The sequence below is a fragment of the Enterococcus sp. AZ141 genome (genome assembly GCF_051714385.1).
Classification (GTDB): Bacteria; Bacillota; Bacilli; order Lactobacillales; family Enterococcaceae; genus Enterococcus_D; species Enterococcus_D entomosocium.
On the sequence record NZ_JBIORT010000001.1, the window covers coordinates 3,161,208 to 3,181,238 of the forward strand.

Sequence of the window (20,031 nt, forward strand, 5' to 3'; positions counted from 1 at the left end):
CTTTTTTTATTCGGCTAAACCGACACGTTCAAAGATCGTGTCAACTTGTTTTAAATGATGGTTGTAATCAAACGCATCATCCAAATCAGCTTTGGTCAAAACATCCGTGATTGCTGGATCAGCTTCTAACAATGGGCGGAAATCCGTTTGTTCATCCCAAGCTTGCGCTGTTTTCGGCTGAACCAAGTCATAGGCTTGCTCTCTGGTCATCCCGTGATCGATCAATTTCAACATCACCCGTTGGCTGTAGATCAATCCAAAGGTCGCATTCATATTGCGCTTCATATTCTCTGGGAAAACGGTCAGATTTTTGACGATATTGCCAAAGCGATTCAGCATGTAATCGATCAAAATCGTCGTATCCGGAATAATGATCCGTTCTGCCGATGAATGTGAGATATCCCGTTCATGCCAAAGGGAGACATTTTCATAAGCCGTCACCATATGACCGCGAACGACTCTTGCAAGTCCGGCCATATTTTCAGAACCGATTGGGTTACGCTTATGGGGCATGGCAGAAGAACCTTTTTGTCCTTTGGCGAAGAATTCTTCAACTTCCCGCGTTTCTGATTTTTGTAGTCCACGGATCTCGGTGGCGAATTTCTCAATGCTGGTTGCGATCAATGCCATTGCTGAGAAATATTCTGCATGTAGGTCACGAGGCAATACTTGCGTGGAAATATCTTGCGCACGAATCCCTAGTTTTTCACAGACATACTCTTCGACAAATGGAGGGATATTTGCAAAGGTTCCAACAGCACCACTGATCTTTCCAGCTTCGACCCCTTTTGCTGCCCGCTCAAAACGTTCAACATTGCGTTTCATTTCTGAATACCACAAGGCTAATTTCAAGCCAAAGGTCGTTGGTTCCGCATGAACACCATGGGTACGTCCCATCATCACGGTATGCTTGTATTCTTTGGCTTTTTCGCCAATGATCGTCACGAAACGGTTCAAATCTTCCCGAATCAAATCGTTGGCCTGTTTCATCAAGTAACCATACGCCGTATCAACAACATCCGTCGACGTCAAGCCGTAGTGGACCCATTTACTTTCATCACCCAAAGATTCAGAGACTGCTCGGGTAAAAGCAACCACATCATGTCGCGTTTGCGCTTCGATCTCTAAGATACGGTCGATATCAAAGGATGCTTTTTCACGAATCAATGCAACATCCTCTTTCGGTATCTCTCCTAATTCCGCCCAAGCTTCGTCAGCTAAAATCTCGACTTCTAGCCACGCTTGGTAGCGATTTTGATCGGTCCAAATAGCACCCATTTCTGGTCTTGTATAACGCTCTAACATGTTTTTATCTCCTTTAATCCCAAATATTGGTTTGATAGATTTCTTCAGTGGTTTCTGCAATGTCTTCCGTCAAAATAGTGATATGTCCCATTTTGCGACCGGTTTTTGCTTCTTCTTTGCCATAGTAATGAAATTGCCAAGCAGGTTTTGTGGCAATCAGATCATAGGTTTCTGTCAATTCATCTCCTAAGACATTGACCATGACTGCTGGTGAAAGCAAAGAAACTTCCGGCAACGGCCAGCCACAGATGCCGCGGATATGAGCGTCAAACTGACTCATGGAGCAAGCTTCGATCGAATAGTGACCCGAATTATGCGGACGTGGCGCCAATTCATTGACATACAAGCCGCCGCTTTTGGTCAGGAACATTTCGATGGCTAAAACGCCTTGCAGATCCAAAGCTTTTGCAATAATGTGAGCGATCCGTTTGGCTTCTTCGGCAACTTCTGGATCAATGTGCGCAGGAGCGATCGTTTGATGCAAAATATTGTTACGGTGGATATTTTCTACCACTGGGAAAGTGGTAAAGGTTTCTCCATTACCGGCAACTAAAATCGATAATTCTTTTTCAAAAGGAATCCATGCTTCTAATTCGCAAGTTCCTTCGCGAAGTAAATTCATGGAAGGCGCCAAATCAGCCGTACTGTAAAGCACGTGCTGTCCTTTTCCGTCATAGCCGCCTCTGGTGGTTTTTAATACACAAGGGTAACCAATGCTATCGATGGCATCTTGGATGTCTGTCGGGCTGATGATCGTGGCATAAGGTGCAATCACGATATTGTTTGCCTCTAAAAATGACTTCTCTAACAAACGATCTTGAGTGATTGCTAACAGATCGGTGCCTTGAGGGATATGTGAGTAAGGCAAAATAGAGTTCAATGCTTCAACACTGACATTTTCAAATTCATAGGTGATTACATCGGCACGTCGAGCCATTTCTTCTAAAGCAAACACATCATCATAGGCAGCAACAATATGCCAATCAGCGACTTGGGCTGTTGGACAATTGGCAGTAGGGTCTAAAACGCCAACCCGAAAGCCCATTTCTTTGGCACTCATTGCCATCATACGACCTAGCTGTCCTCCGCCAACGATTCCGATCGTTGCGTTGGGCATTAAAGGTTTAATCAAGTTGATCACTACTTTCCAATACGATTTCTTTTAATGTATTTCTTCGTGCGTCTAATTTCTCCGCTATCTCTAAATCATACATGGAAAGCATCTGGGCTGCAAGTAGTCCTGCGTTAGTTGCGCCAGCTTTTCCGATCGCCGTTGTTGCTACTGGTACACCACCCGGCATTTGCACGATCGATAAAAGGGAATCCAAACCGTTTAATGCGCGGGATTGGACGGGAACACCAATGACCGGCAATGTTGTTTTAGCTGCCACCATTCCAGGCAAATGAGCAGCGCCACCCGCTCCTGCAACAATGACTTTAATCCCTTTTTCTCGGGCTGTTTCTGCAAATTCGAACATCAAATCTGGTGTACGATGTGCCGAAACGACTTTTTTCTGATAAGGTATCGCTAACTCATCTAAAATCAAGCAGCACTCCTTCATTGTTTCCCAATCTGACTTGCTCCCCATAATCACTGCAACTGCTGGTTTCATTTGATTTTCCCTCCAACGATTTTTTACGATTCTCTTCTGAATAAACCTCAGAAGTATTTTTCTTACGAAAATCATTTTGTTAGCAACCTTTTATCGCTACGCCTGAGATATCCCGAAGTCACATGGCTCTGCTAACAATCACTTTCACCTCTAAATAGTAACGAGTAGCCCGAGCAATGTCAAAATATTTTCGAACTATTAACAAATTTTACTTTTCATTGTTCGCTTTTATCTCAAAGATATGTATTCAACACGTCAGATATCCGATAATAAGACAAATAAAGGAACAATACAAAAAATCCAGACGAATCCTCGTCTGGATCAAATAAACTTACTGTTGCAAGCGCAATTCCGTCACTTCGTCTGTTTCTTTCGGCAGTCCATTAAAGAACAGATTCAAAACAATGGCAGTCAAACTACTCATGACGATCCCATTGCCTGTAAACATTTGAACGGTTTCAGGCATTTGACTGAATAAAGTGGGCATCATATTGAACCCTAAACCAAAACCGATTGATACTGCAATCACTAACAAGTTCTTGTCATTCATAAAATCAACTTTGCTCAGCATTCTCATCCCTTGAACAGCCACCATGCCAAACATCACTAACATGCCGCCGCCAAGCACTGCCTCTGGAATGATCTGTGCGATGGCACCGACTTTTGGAAACAACCCTAATACGATCAAAAAGATTGCTGAAAAGAAAATCGGACGGCGCGTCTTAATGCCTGAAAGTTGAACCAAACCTACGTTTTGTGAAAATCCAGTATAAGGAAACGTATTGAAGATCCCACCAAGGATCACCGCCAAGCCCTCCGCACGATAGCCGCGCTTTAAGTCATTGCCTGTAATCGGTTTTTCAGTAATGTCTCCCAGTGCAAAATAAACGCCTGTGGATTCTACCAAACTAACGATGGAAATAATGATCATCAAGACGATCGACCACAGATCAAAGGTTGGTAAACCGAAAAAAAAAGGCTGAGGCAAATGAAACACAGGTGCATGAGTGATGGCAGAAAGATCAACCAAGCCTAATAATGCTGCTAAAATAGTCCCACCGATCAAACCGATCAGTACGGCAATCGAGCGAATAAAGCCTTTGCCAAACACTTGCACGCCAATGATCAGGGCAATCGTCACAAAGCCTAACAATAAATTCGTTGGATCACCAAAGTTAGCAGCTGCGGCATCCCCTCCACCGATTTTGGTGATGGCGACTGGAATCAAGGTCAAACCGATGACGGTAATCACCGTTCCCGTCACCAATGGGGGAAACAAAACTTTGATTTTCGAAAAAATGCCGGCGATCAAGACAATGAAAATCCCAGCGGCAATGATCGCTCCGTAAATCGCACTGATTCCTGATTTGGTGCCAATCAAAATCAATGGGGAGACAGCTTGGATGGCACAACCTAAAACGACTGGTAGGCCAATCCCAAAAAAGCGGGTGACGACTAATTGCAAAAGCGTAGCGATTCCGCACATGAAAATATCGATCGAGATCAAATACGTCATCTGCGCTTCATTAAAGCCGAGGCCTGTTCCAATCAACAAAGGGACGGCAACAGCTCCTGCATACATCGCTAGCAAATGCTGCAAGCCCAAAACTGCTGAACGGCTATTCGTCTCTTTCATTAGGCATCTCCTTCTAAAAAGCTAACTTGGCCTTCCGACAATGAGGCGATTCGTGCTAAGGAAACAACGGGGATTCCCATTTCTTCAAGCAATTGTCGACCAGTTTGGAATGATTTTTCAATGACGATCCCAATGCCAACGACTTTTGCGCCTGCTTGCTGACACAATTCGATCAATCCTTTTGCAGCTTGTCCGTTTGCTAAGAAATCATCAATTATTAATACCGTATCATCTGAAGATAAGAATTTCTTGGAAATCGATACTTGGCTGGTCACTTGCTTAGTAAAGGAATAGACCGATGCGGTCAACAACTCTTCATCCATCGTCAGACTCTTTGCTTTTCGAGCAAAGATCATTGGTACCTGCAACTTTTCTGCAGTATAAAGTGCTGGTGCGATCCCTGAAGCTTCGATGGTCACTACTTTGGTGATCCCACTTTCTTGAAATCGTTCTGCAAAAACTGTACCGATTTCTCTCATCAACTCATAATCCACTTGGTGGGTCAAAAACTGGTCCACTTTGAGAACCCCTTCACCCAAGACGTTCCCGTGTGTTTTGATACGCTCAACTAATTTATCCATCCTAGCTCTCCTCGTTCCTTTCTATTCCATCCTGAAAAAAAAGACACTCTTTTTGCCAAAGCAAAAAAAGTGTCTAACAGGCACGATTTTTACTTATAGTCCGATATTTACGGTATCGGGTAGAGACTGTCGACCATATTTCGACGATATACAAGTAATTTTTAAATGATAGATTCGATTATGCCTGTCTTTGATTAAAAACACAAGCATGGAATGCCCTTTATAAATAAAAATATTCTCATTTGTGGATCATTTGCTACTCTGGTTTCTCCATATCACGATAGTGCTCCATCTTTTTACTGAAAAGCTCCCCGTTGGAAGGCGGCGTGTAAGTGATCGCATTCGCACCTGCTTCAATCGTTTCTAAGATGCTCTCCTCAGTTGGACCACCCGTTGCAATGATCGGCAGCTTCGGATATTTTTTACGGAAGAAAGCCACGGTATCCGCTGTGTCCTTGCCGGCACTGATATTGATGACCTTCACACCAGCTTCAAGTTTGGCATCAATTTCAGTATACTTACTCGTTACGGTACTGATAACGGGAATATCCACGACTTTACAGACTTGCTCCACAGTTTTCAATGGCGTGGGTCCGTTTAAGACGACCCCGATCGATCCCTGAGCTTCAGCAAACATGCTCATATAAGAAGAGCGGAATCCTTGGGTCAAGCCGCCGCCGACACCAGAAAACACTGGAATATCTGCTGCTTCGATAATTGCTTTCGTAATTGCTGGGTGCGGTGTAAAAGGATAGACCGCTATCACAGCGTCCGCATTTGTATTACGGATGATCGCAATATCCGTAGTAAAAATAATGGAGCGGATTTGTTTCCCAAATATTTGAATGCCGCTAGCCTCTCGAATAACTTTAGGCACTTTGACGATATCTTTGCGTAAATCAGTGGTGATTTTTGGCATATATTTTTCTTCCATAAGCAGCCAACTCTCTTTTCTTATTGATCAAATCGATTCAATTGGTAGGTTTCAATGACTTGAATGATTTTGCTGGCATAATCTGGATCCGTTGCATACCCTGCATCTTGTAAGGCTTGTGCGGCACTGCGGTAGTCGTTTGCTGTCAAGACATCTACATAAAGCGCAGGATTCCAATCAACACCATTTACAAACAACATCGTATGATCATCCATTGATTCTTCCCAAGTATCATAGACACGAAAATCTCCTTGAATCGTGACCCATTCTCCATTATAAAACTCTTGGGTATCTAATGTCACCTTTTTTGAATGACCAAATGACTTGATGCCAAATAAATTATTGTATTTGCTGGCTAGAGAACTCTGGCCCCAATCTGATTCAAGAATCGCCTGACCTATAATGATACTTGGTAAAATCCCATAGCCTTTTTGCAGTTCTTGCGCGTAAGGAGCAATGCGATCGATAAATTCTTCATGAGAGATCGCTTCAGTATTTGTTTCTTCCTCTTTCGGAAGAGGATCCGCCAAACTATTTAAGGAAAAAATAAAAGCAATCCCAATTAAGAATAACCCTAGAAAGACTAATGGGAAACGAGTCTTCTGTTTTTTTCGTCTTGCGCTCATTTTTTCACTTCCTTTGTCTGACTAAACACGTTCTTAGCGAACAAGTCGCCTCCACTCATCAACAACTCTTCTTGTGCTCGTTGACTATTTTCTTGATTTCTAGTAAGAGAATTAGTAAAGATCCAGTCCTCCTGCAAAGGATCTGCCAATTCGTGATACGACAGCTCTGCTTCTTTACGAGTGATGTGTTCTTTTGCCTCATCAAGAAACTCTTCGAATGTTACCTCATGTTCTTCAATATATGTCGCCACTTCGACGCCTACATAGCGTAAATGCCATGGTTCATAATCGATTTGGGTAATGTCATGTTTCCCTTTCGGATAACGGATGATGAACCCATACTCTCTCGCATGGGCTTGTAGCCATTTTCCACCGTCTGTAACGCCGAACCCCTCATTGAGAAGTTCGCCTGTATGATTTTGATACCAGTCTTCATCGATTACGTCAATCGCAAGACCGGTATGGTGCTCACTATATCCCGGCTCAGTAAAGGTCAGTTTCGTGATACGAATTGCTTCTTCTTTTGTATTCCCTTGGCGGATCAAGCTATTGACATTGGCATCGAATATTTCCTGTTGATACTCTACCGAACGGTAAGCAGAGACCATGACTAAAGGATGTCCAGCCACCTTTGCTGCCTCAGCTAGTTCTTCGTATGCCGAAACGATTCGCTTGTCCACAAGGTAGCCATTTGATAATTTCCCTAAATCTTCTTGCGCGATTTCGCTGACGATTTTATTTTTTGGTCCTACCAGAGCCAATGACCAATCATTCAATGAGACAGTTGGGAAATCATCTTCGTTCACTTCATCACTAACAGCTGCTTGTTCTTGCGCATCCTCTGAGTATTCCGTCGAAGTTTGACTGCTGGATTCAGTTGTTGTGCTCGTCACTGTTTGAGTAGTAGAACGAGCGATACTTAGATTCTTTATTGGGGTGACTGCGGTCACTCGATTCACTTGTATGGTTAGGAGAACCAAAAACAAGAATCCTGCTGCCGCAGCCATTCCATAATACTTTTTCAAAAAATACCCTACCTTTAATTATAAGTTTCTTCCAGATTTTCTTTAACCCACTCTAACAACTCGATTTTTTCATTGCGGATCTGCTGCTGAACAACAGCGGGCAATCGGAAGTTTAATATATCATCATAACCCCACTCATCATACGTAATACTGACTCTCAAATCAAGGTATTGGGCTGTTTCTTCAGATTCTGTTAACAATTCGACTTTTGCTAAATCGCTACCTAGCCACGTTCTGGCGATTTGGGTTTTCATTTTTTTGAACTCGACGACCGCTTGATTGCGTTTTTCTGGATAAATGACGGTCTGGCGAATGATTTTTTGGATCAGCATCCATTCATAATCCGAAAACAGCAGTTTCACTTTCTGATTTTCAGCAGGCGATAAACTCATTGTGCCGTTTTTCCAAGCTTCCCATTGCTCCTCAGTGATTCCTAAATGTGTCTGATAAAACTGTTTTTCTGATGTGTATTGCTCGATAATCGTATTTAAAATAATGGCTATTGATACATTATGCATATGTTATCCCTCCTCTTCTATATTTTACTGAAAGTCAGCCGTAATGGAAACTTTTTGCGATTGTTTTTGATTATTTTAAAGAATTCATTTCTTTTGTTATACTAAATATGAAGGAGATGATCAATGATGAAAAAATACCGTTGGGGAATGATTGGACTTGGAGACATCGCGACGCAATTTGCCGCTGGTTTTTCCAATGAAGCAAGTGAACTGTATGGAGTCAGCGCCCGCAGTTTGCCAAAAGTCCAGGCCTTTGCCGAAAAATACGCTATCCCCCATGCTTATGAAAGCACAGATGCTATGCTGGAAGATCCGCAAATTGATATTGTGTACATTGCAGTACCTAATGATCTTCATCACGAATTTATTATGAAAGCTCTAATGGCCGGAAAACATGTCCTCTGTGAAAAAGCCATTACGACCAGTGCCGATGAATTAGCTGAAGAATTGACCTTAGCCAAAGAAAAAAATCTGATCTTAGAAGAAGCTATGACGATCTTCAATATGCCGGTTTATGCACGTTTGAAAGAAGAGATCGATGCTGGACGCTTAGGAAAATTAAAAATGATCCAAGCACCATTTGGCAGCTATAAAGATCCTGATCCCACCAATCGTTTCTTCAACCCAGATTTAGGTGGCGGTGCGTTACTGGATATTGGCACATATGCCGTTTCATTTGCTCGCTTTTTCATGACGGATACGCCAGAAGTGGCGTTTAGCAGCATGAAGCCCTTCTCTACAGGTGTGGATGAACAATCTGTAACGATCCTCCAAAATCCAGCTGATGAAATGGCTAGTGTCACGCTGACTTTCCAAGCGAAAATGCCTAAAACAGGTATCGTTGCTTTTGAAGAAGGGTACATTACGGTGGATGAGTATCCTCGTGCGGACAAAGCCATGATTCATTTCCGCGATGGGTCAAATGAGGTCATCGAAGCTGGTGACAGTAATCAAGCCCTTAATTATGAAATTGCCAATATGATCAAAGCCATCAATGGCGATATCGAAGGATCAATCCACTTGACCACCGATGTCATTGACGTTCTTGATCAAATGCAAGCTTTTTGGGAACAACAGTAAAAGTGAAAAGACTCCTTTGCAGGAGTCTTTTTTTTAGCGCTCCATCGTCTGAATCTGTTCAGAAAAGTCGGCTTTGATTTCAATAAAACTTTTAAAGGTTTGCAGAAACTGAAACAGTTGGGCCCGATTTTCAAATTCTGCTCTTGTTTGCGGCAATGGTTTTTGTCGATAATCTTCGTATAAAGCTGCAATTTTTGCCAAGATCTCTTTTCCATCGTTATTTTCATGAAAGGACTGGGCGGTAAAGGATAGCAGCTCTTGAAACGCATTTGTATAGGCTTCTTCTACCCAAAACAATTGTAATAGATCAACCATTTCCAAGAGTAAGCGCGCTTGACTTTGCCGCATGGTGAAATACTCTTCATAATAAGAGGCTTCTCCTCGCCACTGGTTTTCACTATGAACCATCGCTTGCTGTTTGCCTTGCTTGATTTCTCCTAACAATGCTTGGCAAACATGAGGGAGCGTCGCCTTTTCTTTTTCTGTTAACGCGATCGACATGTCTTTTAAAAGACTTTTAAACGTTTCTTCCACCAACTGCTGTTTTTCTTTCAATGCCCGTTCGCCGTCTGGCATATACAAGTTAAATAAAAGTGCAAAGCCGATGCCAATACTCATCAACAAAAAAGCATTTCCAATCAATGGCCAAGCAAAAGAACGTTCCATCATATAATGGGTCACCAAGACCGAATTGACCACGATCCCATCGGTTAATTTGAAATAGACTGCCGTCGGAATAAATAGGAAGAGAAAAAGAACAAAGCCCAGCGGACCAAAGCCTAAAAGATGAAAGCTGACAAAAGCTAGGAGCGTCGCGATCGCCAAGGAAACCAAGCGACCGATTCCTGTAAAGAGCGAGGTTTTCTTTGTATTCCCAACACTCAAAATTGCGATGATCCCTGCGGCTGGTGCATACAATAGACCGATCTGCTGAGCAAGAAACATGGACAAACCGGAAGCAACTGCTGTCTTCACTGTTCTCAATCCAATTTTCATTTTTGTCACCTCCTTTGAAAAGTATACTAAATTGTGAGGAATAAGACTAGAATTTCTCAACAGCATTGGGTATGATTAAGTAAAGGGGGCATTCTACCATGAAACTGGGGCGTTTTCGCTTAGGTATGCGAACGATAAAAACAGCCATCGCTGTCATGCTTTGTATTCTGCTCTTTCATTTCCTTGATCGCGGCCAGCCTTTGATTGCTGCCTTGTCTGCTGTCTTTTCATTGCGACAAGACCTGACAACAACAATCTCTTTTGGGAAATCACGGGTGTTAGGAAATACGATCGGCGGCGGTACAGCCATTTTTTATTTTTTGACGAAGCAATATTTTCAAAATGATTTTCTGATCGAATTGTTTGTCCTGCCCGCACTGGTCATCTTTGTCATCGTTTTTTCAGATGGCATCAATAACAATTCTGGCATCATCTCTGCCATTGCGACGATGCTGTTGATCACTTCCAGTGTCCCACAAGGTGAATCGATCATCTTTGCATTGGACCGTGTGCTTGATACCTTTATCGGTACCTTAGTTGCCCTGTCAATCAATTTTGTTATTCGACCACCTGAGGAAGAGAAAAAGGATGAGATTCAAGAAGATTTGGTCGTGCTAAGGCAAAAAGAGCTTGAACTAAAAGCCATGCTAGAAGAAGTCCAAGGGGAAATCTCTGAGCAAGAAAAACAAGAAAAATAAAAACAGCCTTTTTCCAGAATGCTTCTGAAAAAAGGCTGTTTTTGTTACTCATTGGCTTTCAAGGCATCGATCATATTGACATGTTTCAACTTGAAATACATCGCGATCCCTACCACGCCTGAAAACAAGCAGGTCAATCCCGCTGCATACACATAGCTCATTGGTTCGACTGTCGGTGAAAACATGGCGATATCAACTTCGATGGTCTGTAAGACAAATTGATGCTGAAGCACCCCTAATAACAAGCCAAAACCAATACCGAAAATCGTTAAAAAGATATTCTCACGAAAGACGTACATCGTCACTTCTCGATCATAAAAGCCTAATACTTTGATAGTCGACAACTCGCGGATCCGTTCCGCTATATTGATATTGTTCAAGTTGTACAACACGATAAAGGCTAATGCCCCTGCTGACGTGATCAAGATCCAAATGACGATGTTCAAGGTTGCTGTCGTGTCATCTAAGGCATCCGCTGAAGCTGAGAGGAAGGAAACATTGATGACATTATCTTGTGCCATCAGGTCAGCTGCGATCGCTTCTTCATCTGTTTTGCTTAAGCGCTGATTGAATTTCAATAACTCACTATTGTAAGCAGGCGTTTCCTGAAAGATCTTTTCGTACGTTTCAGGTGTCAAATAAGCAAAATGGCCCGTGTAGTTTTCTGCGATGGCAGCTACCTTCAGTTGAAATTCCTCGCCGCTTTCATTCGTCAACGTTATCGTATCACCCACCGATAATCCAAACAACTTAGCAAGCTTTTCATTGATGATGGCGCCCTCTTCTTCTAGCTCGTAAGCTTCTCCTGAAACCCGATCATTCAAGTGGACAAATCTCGATAAAGCCGCAGGATCTTCTGGCACGGTGACGGTTACTTCTTGCTGCGTGACCCCCGATTGAGCCAACGTCAGACTTTCCGTATGCAAGAATAACCCTGATTCAAAGCCTTCAATATCTTCTGAGGCGACTTTTGTTTCACTCATTGCTTCCGAATCCTCATCATCAAAGGTGATCACCGCCTGATACTGCCAGATTTTCTCAAACTGTAAAGGAATGATATTGCTGATAGAATCTCTCAGGCCAAACCCAGTTAAAATCATCGACGTGCAGCCAGCGATCCCTAAGATGGTCATGAGCATTCTGGACTTGTAGCGAAACAGGTTTCGCATTGTAACTTTTTGAATAAAACTTAAGTGCCGCCATATAACGGTGATTCTTTCTAAGAGAATTCGTTTCCCTGTTTTTGGGGCCTTTGGTCTCAACAAGGAAGCCGATGACTGTCTTAAATCAAATCGTAAAACCAGCAGCGCAATTCCGATGGTGCAAAGCAAGCTAACACCCACAGCAATCAATGAAAGCCGCAAATACCATGGGGTGTCATACTCCGTGAGATTGTAAAGTGGTCCATAAGCTTGAATGATGATTGCTGGAAAAAAGGAAAAGCCTACTGCTAGGCCCAATACAGCACCTGTGATGCCTGCTGCAGAGGAATAAAGCAAAAATTTCTGTCCAATCTCCCAGTTGCGATAGCCTAGTGCTTTCAACGTTCCGATCTCACTGCGTTTTTCATCGATCATCCGCGTCATAGTGGTTAGACTCACTAAGGCTGCGATCAAAAAGAAAATGACTGGAAAAATCGTCGCTAACGAAGAAACGCGTTCCGCATTGTCTTGGTATTCTGAATAACCAGGATTCGCATCGCGGTTTTCGACACGATAAACTGCCGGTTTTAGCTCCAACAATTCCTGCTCTTTTTCCGCAACTTCTTTTTTGACATCTTCAAGCTTTTCGCGTTCTTTTGGTGCTCTTTCTTTAAATTCGGCTAGCTTTTCTTGAAGGGTTGCTTCGTTTTCTCGGTATTCCAGCCAGCCCTTGTCTAGCAAAGACTGACCATTAGCTTGCTCAGAAGCTAAAGTCTCACGAGCAACACTCAGCTGCGATTCTCCTTGAGTGATCTGGGTCTGAGCCTGTGCCAATTCTTGGCGTCCGGCACTGACCTGGCTCCAGCCAGCGTTGACTTGCTGTTGCGCCCGTTGAAGTTGCACTTCTTGTTCATTGATTGCAGCCAGTTGTCCGCTTAATTGGGCACGTTGTTGCTCACCTTCAGCAATGAGTGGATTCAATGTATCTTCAGCTGCCGTCAGCATAGTAGCAATCATCGTTTCATCGATTTCCTCCAGATCAGGAATCGGACCAAGGACATCTGTCGGTAGGTTCAACTGTGCCAGAGCGGCTGTTACTTGTGCATAGACGGTAGGCAGCTGGGCCATTTGCTCCTCTGCAGAAAGTTGACCCACACTTCTGATTTGATCCATGCCTTGGTATGCCAGCGCAAGTTGCTCCTCCACTTGTTGGATGCCACTTTGTAGTTCTGACTTTTGTGCCGAAATGGGCGCTAACTGGGCTTGGGCTGATTTTACTTGGGCTTCTTGCTGAAGCAACGCTTGTTCGCTTTGATCCAGCAGTCGTTGGTTTTCCGCCAACGCTTGCTTACCCTCAGCTATTTTTTGTGCTTCACTATTCAACTGCTCTTGGGCAGCTTGAATTTCTGTTTGGAATGCTGCTTCTTGTTCCGTCAGTTCCCGGTGCGCCTGCGCTAATTTTTCTTGTGCGTCGTCGAGTTCCCTTTGTGCTTCTTGCAGAGCCGTTTCTCCGTTGCGGATCTGTTCTTTGGCTTCGTCAATGGCTGGTTGTGCTTCATCGATCAGCTCTTGTCTGCGTCCTTGCGCCCGAGGAGCCAACTTTTTCTCAACTTCAGCACTTATTTGATCTCTTTTCGTCTGATACGCCACTGAATAGCTTTCCATTTGAGATAAGTCATCAAAGCGAACTAAAAATCGGGCGTACGCACTTTCTTTAAAATCCTCCTCAGGAATCACCGCAAAGTAATCCACAGTCCCATTACCAACGGTACTGTTCCCCCGATGAAAGTTCTCAATATATTCAGGACTATTGACAAAGCCCACGATCGTGAAGGTATGGGTTTTTAATTGATTTTCGCCACTTTCTGGCAACTCAAAGGATTCATCTAATTCGAAACCACCACTATTTTGTGCCGCTTGATCTAAGGCGATTTCCCCTGATTTTTGCGGCAATCGACCAGAAGTCACCTCATATTGATTGACAGATCGATCAGTTGAAAGAGAGAAGACACGAATCACAGCACGATGATTTTCGGCATTGATATCAGCGATCTGCTCCGTCTCAACCGCTGTGACGCCAGGCATTTCCTCAATGATTTGCCGATCGGTATCCGACAACCCCAAAGTTGAAGCAATTGTAAGGTCGGCTAATTGTTGGCGAGAAAAGTAATCTTCAGCAGCTTGTTTCATATTAGGGCCGGTGGCGCTGATCCCGACAAAAAAAGCGACTCCTAAAAAGATAATGCCTAAAATGGACAAAAACCGCCCGGGTGCTTGCCTAATTTCACGTAAACTGGAACGTAATAATGTTTTTTTCATAGGCATTTACCAAGAAATAGAGGCAATTGGAATCGGATGAGTATTTTTTTCCATCTTGCGAACCTTTGCGTCATTGATATGGATCACGCGATCCGCCATGGGAGCCAATGCACTGTTGTGTGTAATGATCAAAACGGTCGTCCCAGTCTCGCGAGCTGTTTTTTCTAAAATAGCCAAAATCTGTTTTCCCGTTTCATAGTCAAGTGCCCCAGTTGGTTCATCACAAAGCAGCAGTTTGGGCTTCTTGGCTATGGCACGAGCAATCGTGACCCTTTGCTGTTCACCGCCAGACAATTGTGCAGGAAAGTGATCCAAACGATCACCTAATCCAACTTGGGTCAAAATCTCAGCTGCATCAAGTGCTTCGGGTACGATTTGTGCCGACAGTTCCACATTTTCTCTAGCCGTCAAGTTCGGCACCAAATTGTAAAATTGAAAGACAAATCCGACGTCTTTGCGACGATAGGTCGTTAGTTGTTTAGCATCAAAACCAGCAATATCCGTTCCATCGACAATCACTTGGCCGCTGTCACATTGATCCATCCCGCCTAGTATGTTCAAAACGGTGGACTTACCGGCGCCACTAGGACCAAGGATCAGCGCGATCTCGCCTTTCTCTACGGAAAAAGAGACGCCATCATTGGCAGCAATCATCGTATCGCCCATTGTGTATTTCTTCACTTCTTTCACTACTTCAATATAACTCATTTTATTCCTCCAAGAATTCCAGCGCCGCATGCGCTTTCTCGCTTAACAGTGTATCACACTTTTTCCCTTGAAAGAAACCGCAAAAAAGCAGCACAAGGTCGTGCTGCTAAAAAACAAGTCATTTATTCAAAGTGATCCAGATTGGCAAAAGCAAAACAAATCATTTTGTGTGGTCCGCAATTCTTTGTTGCGTTTCTTGCCATAGTTTCTGTGCTTGTTGCTGCTCCTTCGGGATCTCGGTTAGGACTGCTTGACGATCAACAAAGTAGCGGCCACTGATACCCGCAACGTCTGGACTTAGCGCTAAGTAAATCGCTGTATCTGCCCCTTCTTCGGCTGTTTTAAAAAAAGGCGTCAACATTTTATAAATAGATTGACCAAATCCTGTTTGTCGACTGACCCCTAAGCTGGTCGCCACAGCTCCCGGATGCAAGGAATTAGCAGTAACGGTCGTATTGCGTAGCTGAAACGCAAGCGCATCCGTAAATAAAATCAGGGCTTTTTTTGAGCGGCCATATTCCCGCCAAGGGAAAAAATCCGGTACATCGAAAAAGCGCTGATCCTTTTTCTTTACAAATTTGTAGGCGCCGGATGACACATTGACGATCCTGCCGGCATCGGCACGTTTTATTAGCGGCAATAACTGACGGGTCAGTTCAAAATGCCCCACGTAGTTTACGCCCAGCATTTGTTCAAATCCATCGGCTGTTCGCTCTTTTTTTAAATTGACGATGCCCGCATTATTGATCAGTACATCCAATTTCTCAAAGCGGGCGTTGATTTCAGCGGCTGACTTGCGTACGCTAGCCAACGACCCCAAATCACCGATCACTAGATCGATGCTTGGATTGCCTGTCTCTTTCTTCAAACGTTGCTGTGCTGCCTGCCCTCGTTCAGCAGAACGGCAATACAAAATCACATGCATCCCCAATTCTGCCAATTGTTTGGCTGTTGCAAAGCCCATACCGGCATTGGCGCCGGTAACTAAAATCGTCTTCAAATCCCCATCATCTCCTTCATAGGATGTCGTTTTCTTTCATCATAACTGAAAACAAAAAAATCTGCTCAAAAAACAGATCAAGAGAAGCTCTCTTCTTGTTTCTTTAAGCAGATTGTTTTATTTTACGCCTGGTAGCGGCAGACGCCATCTAAATAGGTGGCTGTTACATTCATTTCTTGATCCAAAACAATAAAGTCAGCTGGGCGACCTTGTTTGATCATGCCGCAAGCATGGTCAATTTTACAGCTGATTGCTGGAATCAAGCTGGCCATCATGACCGCTTCTTGAGGGGTAGCGATTCCCCAGTCTACTACATTTTTCACAGCTTCTTTTAGTTTCAAAATACTACCAGCAAGATTGCCAGTTTCCATTCGAGCCGTTCCGTCTTTCACCACTACTGGAAATTCACCTAAAATATAATCACCATCTGGCATGCCGCCAGCCATCATACAGTCAGTGATCAAGGCAACATGGTCGTGACCAGCTTTTTCCATCAAAATCTCAGCTGCTTGAGGATGCACATGGTGGCCATCACAAATCAACTCTGAAAAAACTTCTTTTAATGAAAGTAGGGCACCAACCATTCCAGGCTCGCGATGGTTTAATCCGCGCATACCGTTGAATGCATGAACAAAAACGCTAGCACCAGCTTCAACTGCTGTTTGCGCTTCTTGTAATGTACCGTTACTATGGCCTAGAGCAACCACTACGCCTTCTTCCGTCACTTGCGAAACAAACTCACTCACACCTTCTCGCTCAGGAGCCAAGGCGATTTTTTTGATAATTCCACCAGAAGCTTCTTGCCATTCATGGAAGGTATCGATATCAGGATCACCAAAATAAATTGGATTTTGTGCACCTTTATGTTCTTCAGTAAAGAATGGGCCTTCAAAATAGATCCCTTGGATTTTTGCTCCTGTAACTTCGTCTTTGACTTTCCCAACGGTTTCAGCAACATCCCGCAACCGTTCTTTGCTGGATGTTAAGGTTGTTGGCAAGAAGGAAGTCACACCACATGATAAAAGGCCTTCCGACATGGCATTAATGCCTTCTGCATCGTTGTCCATCACATCATGGTTCATAAATCCGTGGATATGAGTATCCACAAGACCCGGTGCTACCCATTTGCCTGAATAATCTTCTACGTCTGCACCAGAAGGGACTTCATCGACGATCGCTCCGAATTTCCCCTCTTTGACCTCCAGGTAACCAGGGCCATGAACCGCTGATTTTAGAAAGAATTTGTCTGCGTAAATATATTTATTCATCTTGATCGCTCCTCTATTTCTTTTCTTCCTTAAAAGTACTCTTATTTAGGGAAGAAGTCAAGAAAGGTCTACACCACTTTGTCAGATTGGCGAATATCCATGACAGCACGATACAGCTGAAAACTTTTTTCGGCTGCATTTTCTTCTTTCAGTCTATAAAGTAAGTGTCCCTTCAGTTCAAACAATTCTTCTAGAAAATACAAACTGTTTTTTTCTCTGGCTAAGGAAATGCCTTCGTTCGTTACCTTTAGCGCGAGGCAATCTTCTTGTTGCTCCTTTAAAAAGACCGCATAATTGTAGTAAATTTTGGTCAATGATGTGGAGAGACGTTCCGGCGGCAGTGCGTGCATGGCATCGTAAGCTTTTTCTAAGTAAAAACGAGCCTCACCCAGTTGCAGCAAATCACTATAGACGCGACCCATGCAGCTCAGGATACGAATTTCCATCACCGACACATTGGTCTTATCCTGTTGATAGGAGTAGGCCAATCCTTTTTTCAGCGCCTCAAGGCCGGCATCATAGTTTTGATCGAGGAAATAATCACAGCTGCCTAGATAGTAGTAATACATTTGCATATCTGAATCCAGATACAAATAATCCTTGATCGCCTTATCTTCCATTTTTTCCCGCATTTCTTGAAACTGCTTATGGACAAAATGTGATTCGATTTCGGCAAAGATTTGATTGGTTTTGTTGATCTCTTCCGAATGAAGCATCATTACTTGATCTAAGGTGACTCCTAAGCGTTGGCAGATTTGGTACATCACCCAGACATTCGGCAACTCTTCGTTGTTTTCAATACGGCTTAAAACACTTTGCGAACAAATATCTTCCGCTAACATCTTCTGTGTCATCTTTCGTTTCAACCGAATCGAACGGATATTTTGACCAAAAGATTCTTCTTTTTTCTTCATAATTGTCCTCCAGGGGGAATTCTTATAAAAACCGAACGTTTCTTGTCAAAAATGCGAATTCGCATTTTTAATTTTCTTTATTTTAGCACATAATGACAAAAAGGAAAGCAATTTCAAGAATGTCTTGTTATTTTTCCACAATTTCAAATGAGGTGTTAAGATGACGATCGACAGTACGATCTTTTTTACATGGGATGGCAAGAAGTATCAAGGGATCATCGAACGAGAATATGAGAACTCTGTTCTGGTTCAAGTCACCGATCCTAGTGCTGAAATGCTGGATAAATTTACCAATCGAATGATTGTGAGCAAAAAAATTTGTCAACCAGTTGCCGAATAAAAACATAAGCACCACTCCCTCACGGTTGTTGAAGGAGCGGTGCTTTTTTATATTCTTATTTCTGACGATAGGACGCCAAAAATTCTGTCATTTTTTCAGCAGTCGTTTTTAAGTCTTCCATATTAGGAAGATAAACGATTCGGAAATGATCTGGCTGTTGCCAGTTGAACCCACCGCCGTGAACCAGCAAGATGTGGTGCTCGTGTAAAAAGTCTAAAACAAATTGTTCATCATTGGTGATATTAAAGCGTTGAATATCAATTTTAGGGAAAATATAAAAGGCGGCTTTCGGTTTCACCGCTGACAATCCCGGAATGTCATTGATTGCCTTGTGGATAAACGCTCTTTGTTCATAAATACGACCACCTGGTAATAGTAACTCATCAGAACTTTGATAGCCTCCTAATGCGGTCTGAACGATTTGTTGCGATAAGACATTCGAACACAGTCGCATCGAAGATAGCATATTCAAGCCTTCGATATAGTCTTTCACATGGGACTTGTCGCCACTGAGGACCATCCAGCCCACACGGAAACCTGCCACTCGATGAGACTTAGACAAGCCACCTAGCGTCACAACGAATCGATCTGGCGCTAATGTAGCAATCGGCACATGGACATAATCATCCATGACTAACCGGTCATAGATCTCATCAGAGAAAATGATCAAGTCATGCTCACGAGCAACCTCGACGATTTGTTGTAAAACTTCTTTCGGATAAACGGCGCCGGTGGGATTATTTGGATTAATAATGACGATGGCCTTCGTCTTGATGGTTACTTTGGCTTTGATATCCTCGATATCAGGATTCCAATCTGCTTGTTCATCACAAATATAATGGACGGGTTTTCCGCCAGCTAATGAGATCGAAGCAGTCCACAAAGGATAGTCTGGCATCGGCACGAGCACTTCGTCCCCATTGTTACATAACCCTTGCATACACATCGTGATCAGCTCGGAAACACCATTACCTGTGTAAATATCATTGATGGTCACATCAGGAAATTTTTGTAATTGATAATATTGCTCGATCGCTTTACGTGCCGAGAAAATCCCTTTTGAATCAGAATAGCCTTCCGACTCTCGCACATTCATAATCAAATCTCTAACGATTTCATTTGGGGCTTCAAAGCCAAAAGGCGCGGGATTCCCCGTATTTAATTTTAAGATACTGATGCCTTCTTCTTGCATCCGATCAGCTTCTTCTAAAACCGGGCCGCGTACATCATAACTGACCCCTTCAAGTTTTGACGACTTCGAAAATTTCTTCATATTCCATTTCTCCTTTAACCATAGGTCAACGTCAGGTTATTGGTTCTCGTCGTTG

The 20,031-nt window shown here is 43.2% G+C and carries 19 protein-coding genes and 1 riboswitch; of the genes, 3 read left to right on the plus strand and 16 right to left on the minus strand.

The features are described from left to right. Positions 1 to 6: 6 nt before the first annotated feature. From purB to IGI89_RS14620, 9 genes are all read right to left on the minus strand, one after another. Positions 7 to 1,305, minus strand: a complete 1,299-nt coding sequence (gene purB / locus IGI89_RS14580) for an adenylosuccinate lyase (RefSeq protein ID WP_008381467.1) — start codon at positions 1,303 to 1,305, stop codon at positions 7 to 9. 13 nt (positions 1,306 to 1,318) lie between these two features. Next, positions 1,319 to 2,437, minus strand: coding sequence for a 5-(carboxyamino)imidazole ribonucleotide synthase (gene purK, locus IGI89_RS14585; RefSeq protein WP_172634721.1), 1,119 nt, complete (start codon positions 2,435 to 2,437; stop codon positions 1,319 to 1,321). Beyond that, positions 2,430 to 2,918, minus strand: a complete 489-nt coding sequence (gene purE / locus IGI89_RS14590; protein WP_139960191.1) for a 5-(carboxyamino)imidazole ribonucleotide mutase — start codon at positions 2,916 to 2,918, stop codon at positions 2,430 to 2,432. The genes purK and purE overlap by 8 nt, the downstream gene beginning before the upstream one ends. Positions 2,919 to 3,249: 331 nt before the next feature. Then, positions 3,250 to 4,554: a nucleobase:cation symporter-2 family protein gene (locus IGI89_RS14595; RefSeq protein ID WP_438735785.1), complete on the minus strand. Its 1,305-nt coding sequence runs from the start codon at positions 4,552 to 4,554 to the stop codon at positions 3,250 to 3,252. Then, on the minus strand, positions 4,554 to 5,135 hold the full coding sequence (locus IGI89_RS14600) for a xanthine phosphoribosyltransferase (protein WP_016613323.1): 582 nt from the start codon (positions 5,133 to 5,135) through the stop codon (positions 4,554 to 4,556). The genes IGI89_RS14595 and IGI89_RS14600 overlap by 1 nt, the downstream gene beginning before the upstream one ends. Positions 5,136 to 5,211: 76 nt before the next feature. Further along, positions 5,212 to 5,309: riboswitch (purine riboswitch) on the minus strand. Between the two features lie 82 nt (positions 5,310 to 5,391). Continuing rightward, positions 5,392 to 6,069 carry a hydrolase gene (locus IGI89_RS14605; RefSeq protein ID WP_008381475.1) on the minus strand — a complete coding sequence of 226 codons (678 nt, stop codon included), beginning with the start codon at positions 6,067 to 6,069 and terminating at the stop codon, positions 5,392 to 5,394. 20 nt (positions 6,070 to 6,089) lie between these two features. Further along, positions 6,090 to 6,695: a glycoside hydrolase family 73 protein gene (locus IGI89_RS14610; RefSeq protein ID WP_005236425.1), complete on the minus strand. Its 606-nt coding sequence runs from the start codon at positions 6,693 to 6,695 to the stop codon at positions 6,090 to 6,092. Beyond that, the gene (locus tag IGI89_RS14615; RefSeq protein ID WP_016620877.1) at positions 6,692 to 7,702 is read right to left on the minus strand and encodes a M15 family metallopeptidase; all 1,011 of its coding nucleotides are present in this window, start codon (positions 7,700 to 7,702) and stop codon (positions 6,692 to 6,694) included. The genes IGI89_RS14610 and IGI89_RS14615 overlap by 4 nt, the downstream gene beginning before the upstream one ends. A gap of 32 nt (positions 7,703 to 7,734) precedes the next feature. Then, positions 7,735 to 8,238, minus strand: a complete 504-nt coding sequence (locus IGI89_RS14620) for a hypothetical protein (protein ID WP_139960193.1) — start codon at positions 8,236 to 8,238, stop codon at positions 7,735 to 7,737. A 123-nt stretch (positions 8,239 to 8,361) separates the two neighbouring features. Between IGI89_RS14620 and IGI89_RS14625 the strand changes: the two genes are divergently transcribed. Beyond that, the gene (locus IGI89_RS14625) at positions 8,362 to 9,318 is read left to right on the plus strand and encodes a Gfo/Idh/MocA family protein (protein WP_016613320.1); all 957 of its coding nucleotides are present in this window, start codon (positions 8,362 to 8,364) and stop codon (positions 9,316 to 9,318) included. Positions 9,319 to 9,351: 33 nt separating this feature from the next. Here the strand turns inward: IGI89_RS14625 and IGI89_RS14630 are convergent, their stop codons facing one another. Next, entirely contained in the window at positions 9,352 to 10,314 is a 963-nt protein-coding gene (locus IGI89_RS14630) for an aromatic acid exporter family protein (protein WP_086332307.1), read from the minus strand. A 98-nt stretch (positions 10,315 to 10,412) separates the two neighbouring features. Between IGI89_RS14630 and IGI89_RS14635 the strand changes: the two genes are divergently transcribed. Beyond that, on the plus strand, positions 10,413 to 11,012 hold the full coding sequence (locus IGI89_RS14635; RefSeq protein WP_005231932.1) for an FUSC family protein: 600 nt from the start codon (positions 10,413 to 10,415) through the stop codon (positions 11,010 to 11,012). A gap of 44 nt (positions 11,013 to 11,056) precedes the next feature. Here the strand turns inward: IGI89_RS14635 and IGI89_RS14640 are convergent, their stop codons facing one another. The 5 genes from IGI89_RS14640 to IGI89_RS14660 form a co-directional block, all read right to left on the minus strand. Beyond that, positions 11,057 to 14,479 carry an FtsX-like permease family protein gene (locus tag IGI89_RS14640; RefSeq protein ID WP_438735787.1) on the minus strand — a complete coding sequence of 1,141 codons (3,423 nt, stop codon included), beginning with the start codon at positions 14,477 to 14,479 and terminating at the stop codon, positions 11,057 to 11,059. Further along, positions 14,480 to 15,181, minus strand: coding sequence for an ABC transporter ATP-binding protein (locus tag IGI89_RS14645; protein ID WP_086317272.1), 702 nt, complete (start codon positions 15,179 to 15,181; stop codon positions 14,480 to 14,482). A 160-nt stretch (positions 15,182 to 15,341) separates the two neighbouring features. After that, the gene (locus IGI89_RS14650; protein WP_438735788.1) at positions 15,342 to 16,181 is read right to left on the minus strand and encodes an SDR family oxidoreductase; all 840 of its coding nucleotides are present in this window, start codon (positions 16,179 to 16,181) and stop codon (positions 15,342 to 15,344) included. Between the two features lie 122 nt (positions 16,182 to 16,303). Then, positions 16,304 to 17,449 (minus strand): N-acetylglucosamine-6-phosphate deacetylase, encoded by a 1,146-nt coding sequence (gene nagA / locus IGI89_RS14655; protein ID WP_438735789.1) that lies wholly within the window; start codon positions 17,447 to 17,449, stop codon positions 16,304 to 16,306. Positions 17,450 to 17,517: 68 nt separating this feature from the next. Further along, positions 17,518 to 18,363 carry a helix-turn-helix domain-containing protein gene (locus IGI89_RS14660; RefSeq protein WP_438735790.1) on the minus strand — a complete coding sequence of 282 codons (846 nt, stop codon included), beginning with the start codon at positions 18,361 to 18,363 and terminating at the stop codon, positions 17,518 to 17,520. Between the two features lie 160 nt (positions 18,364 to 18,523). On the opposite strand from IGI89_RS14660, the gene IGI89_RS14665 reads away from it, so the two are divergent. Continuing rightward, entirely contained in the window at positions 18,524 to 18,703 is a 180-nt protein-coding gene (locus tag IGI89_RS14665) for a hypothetical protein (RefSeq protein WP_005236448.1), read from the plus strand. Between the two features lie 55 nt (positions 18,704 to 18,758). On the opposite strand, the gene IGI89_RS14670 is transcribed toward IGI89_RS14665, so the two are convergent. Next, positions 18,759 to 19,976, minus strand: a complete 1,218-nt coding sequence (locus IGI89_RS14670) for a pyridoxal phosphate-dependent aminotransferase (RefSeq protein ID WP_438735791.1) — start codon at positions 19,974 to 19,976, stop codon at positions 18,759 to 18,761. Between the last annotated feature and the right edge of the window lie 55 nt (positions 19,977 to 20,031).

Bases quoted from the DNA above. Each gene is read 5' to 3' on its own strand.
- IGI89_RS14625 (WP_016613320.1), top strand. From the start codon at position 8,362: ATGATGAAAAAATACCGTTGGGGAATGATTGGACTTGGAGACATCGCG.
- IGI89_RS14640 (WP_438735787.1), bottom strand. From the start codon at position 14,479: ATGCCTATGAAAAAAACATTATTACGTTCCAGTTTACGTGAAATTAGG.
- purE (WP_139960191.1), bottom strand. From the start codon at position 2,918: ATGAAACCAGCAGTTGCAGTGATTATGGGGAGCAAGTCAGATTGGGAA.
- IGI89_RS14595 (WP_438735785.1), bottom strand. From the start codon at position 4,554: ATGAAAGAGACGAATAGCCGTTCAGCAGTTTTGGGCTTGCAGCATTTG.
- IGI89_RS14605 (WP_008381475.1), bottom strand. From the start codon at position 6,069: ATGGAAGAAAAATATATGCCAAAAATCACCACTGATTTACGCAAAGAT.
- IGI89_RS14660 (WP_438735790.1), bottom strand. From the start codon at position 18,363: ATGAAGAAAAAAGAAGAATCTTTTGGTCAAAATATCCGTTCGATTCGG.
- IGI89_RS14630 (WP_086332307.1), bottom strand. From the start codon at position 10,314: ATGAAAATTGGATTGAGAACAGTGAAGACAGCAGTTGCTTCCGGTTTG.
- IGI89_RS14610 (WP_005236425.1), bottom strand. From the start codon at position 6,695: ATGAGCGCAAGACGAAAAAAACAGAAGACTCGTTTCCCATTAGTCTTT.
- purB (WP_008381467.1), bottom strand. From the start codon at position 1,305: ATGTTAGAGCGTTATACAAGACCAGAAATGGGTGCTATTTGGACCGAT.
- nagA (WP_438735789.1), bottom strand. From the start codon at position 17,449: ATGAATAAATATATTTACGCAGACAAATTCTTTCTAAAATCAGCGGTT.
- IGI89_RS14620 (WP_139960193.1), bottom strand. From the start codon at position 8,238: ATGCATAATGTATCAATAGCCATTATTTTAAATACGATTATCGAGCAA.
- IGI89_RS14670 (WP_438735791.1), bottom strand. From the start codon at position 19,976: ATGAAGAAATTTTCGAAGTCGTCAAAACTTGAAGGGGTCAGTTATGAT.
- IGI89_RS14615 (WP_016620877.1), bottom strand. From the start codon at position 7,702: ATGGCTGCGGCAGCAGGATTCTTGTTTTTGGTTCTCCTAACCATACAA.
- IGI89_RS14635 (WP_005231932.1), top strand. From the start codon at position 10,413: ATGAAACTGGGGCGTTTTCGCTTAGGTATGCGAACGATAAAAACAGCC.
- IGI89_RS14665 (WP_005236448.1), top strand. From the start codon at position 18,524: ATGACGATCGACAGTACGATCTTTTTTACATGGGATGGCAAGAAGTAT.
- IGI89_RS14600 (WP_016613323.1), bottom strand. From the start codon at position 5,135: ATGGATAAATTAGTTGAGCGTATCAAAACACACGGGAACGTCTTGGGT.
- IGI89_RS14645 (WP_086317272.1), bottom strand. From the start codon at position 15,181: ATGAGTTATATTGAAGTAGTGAAAGAAGTGAAGAAATACACAATGGGC.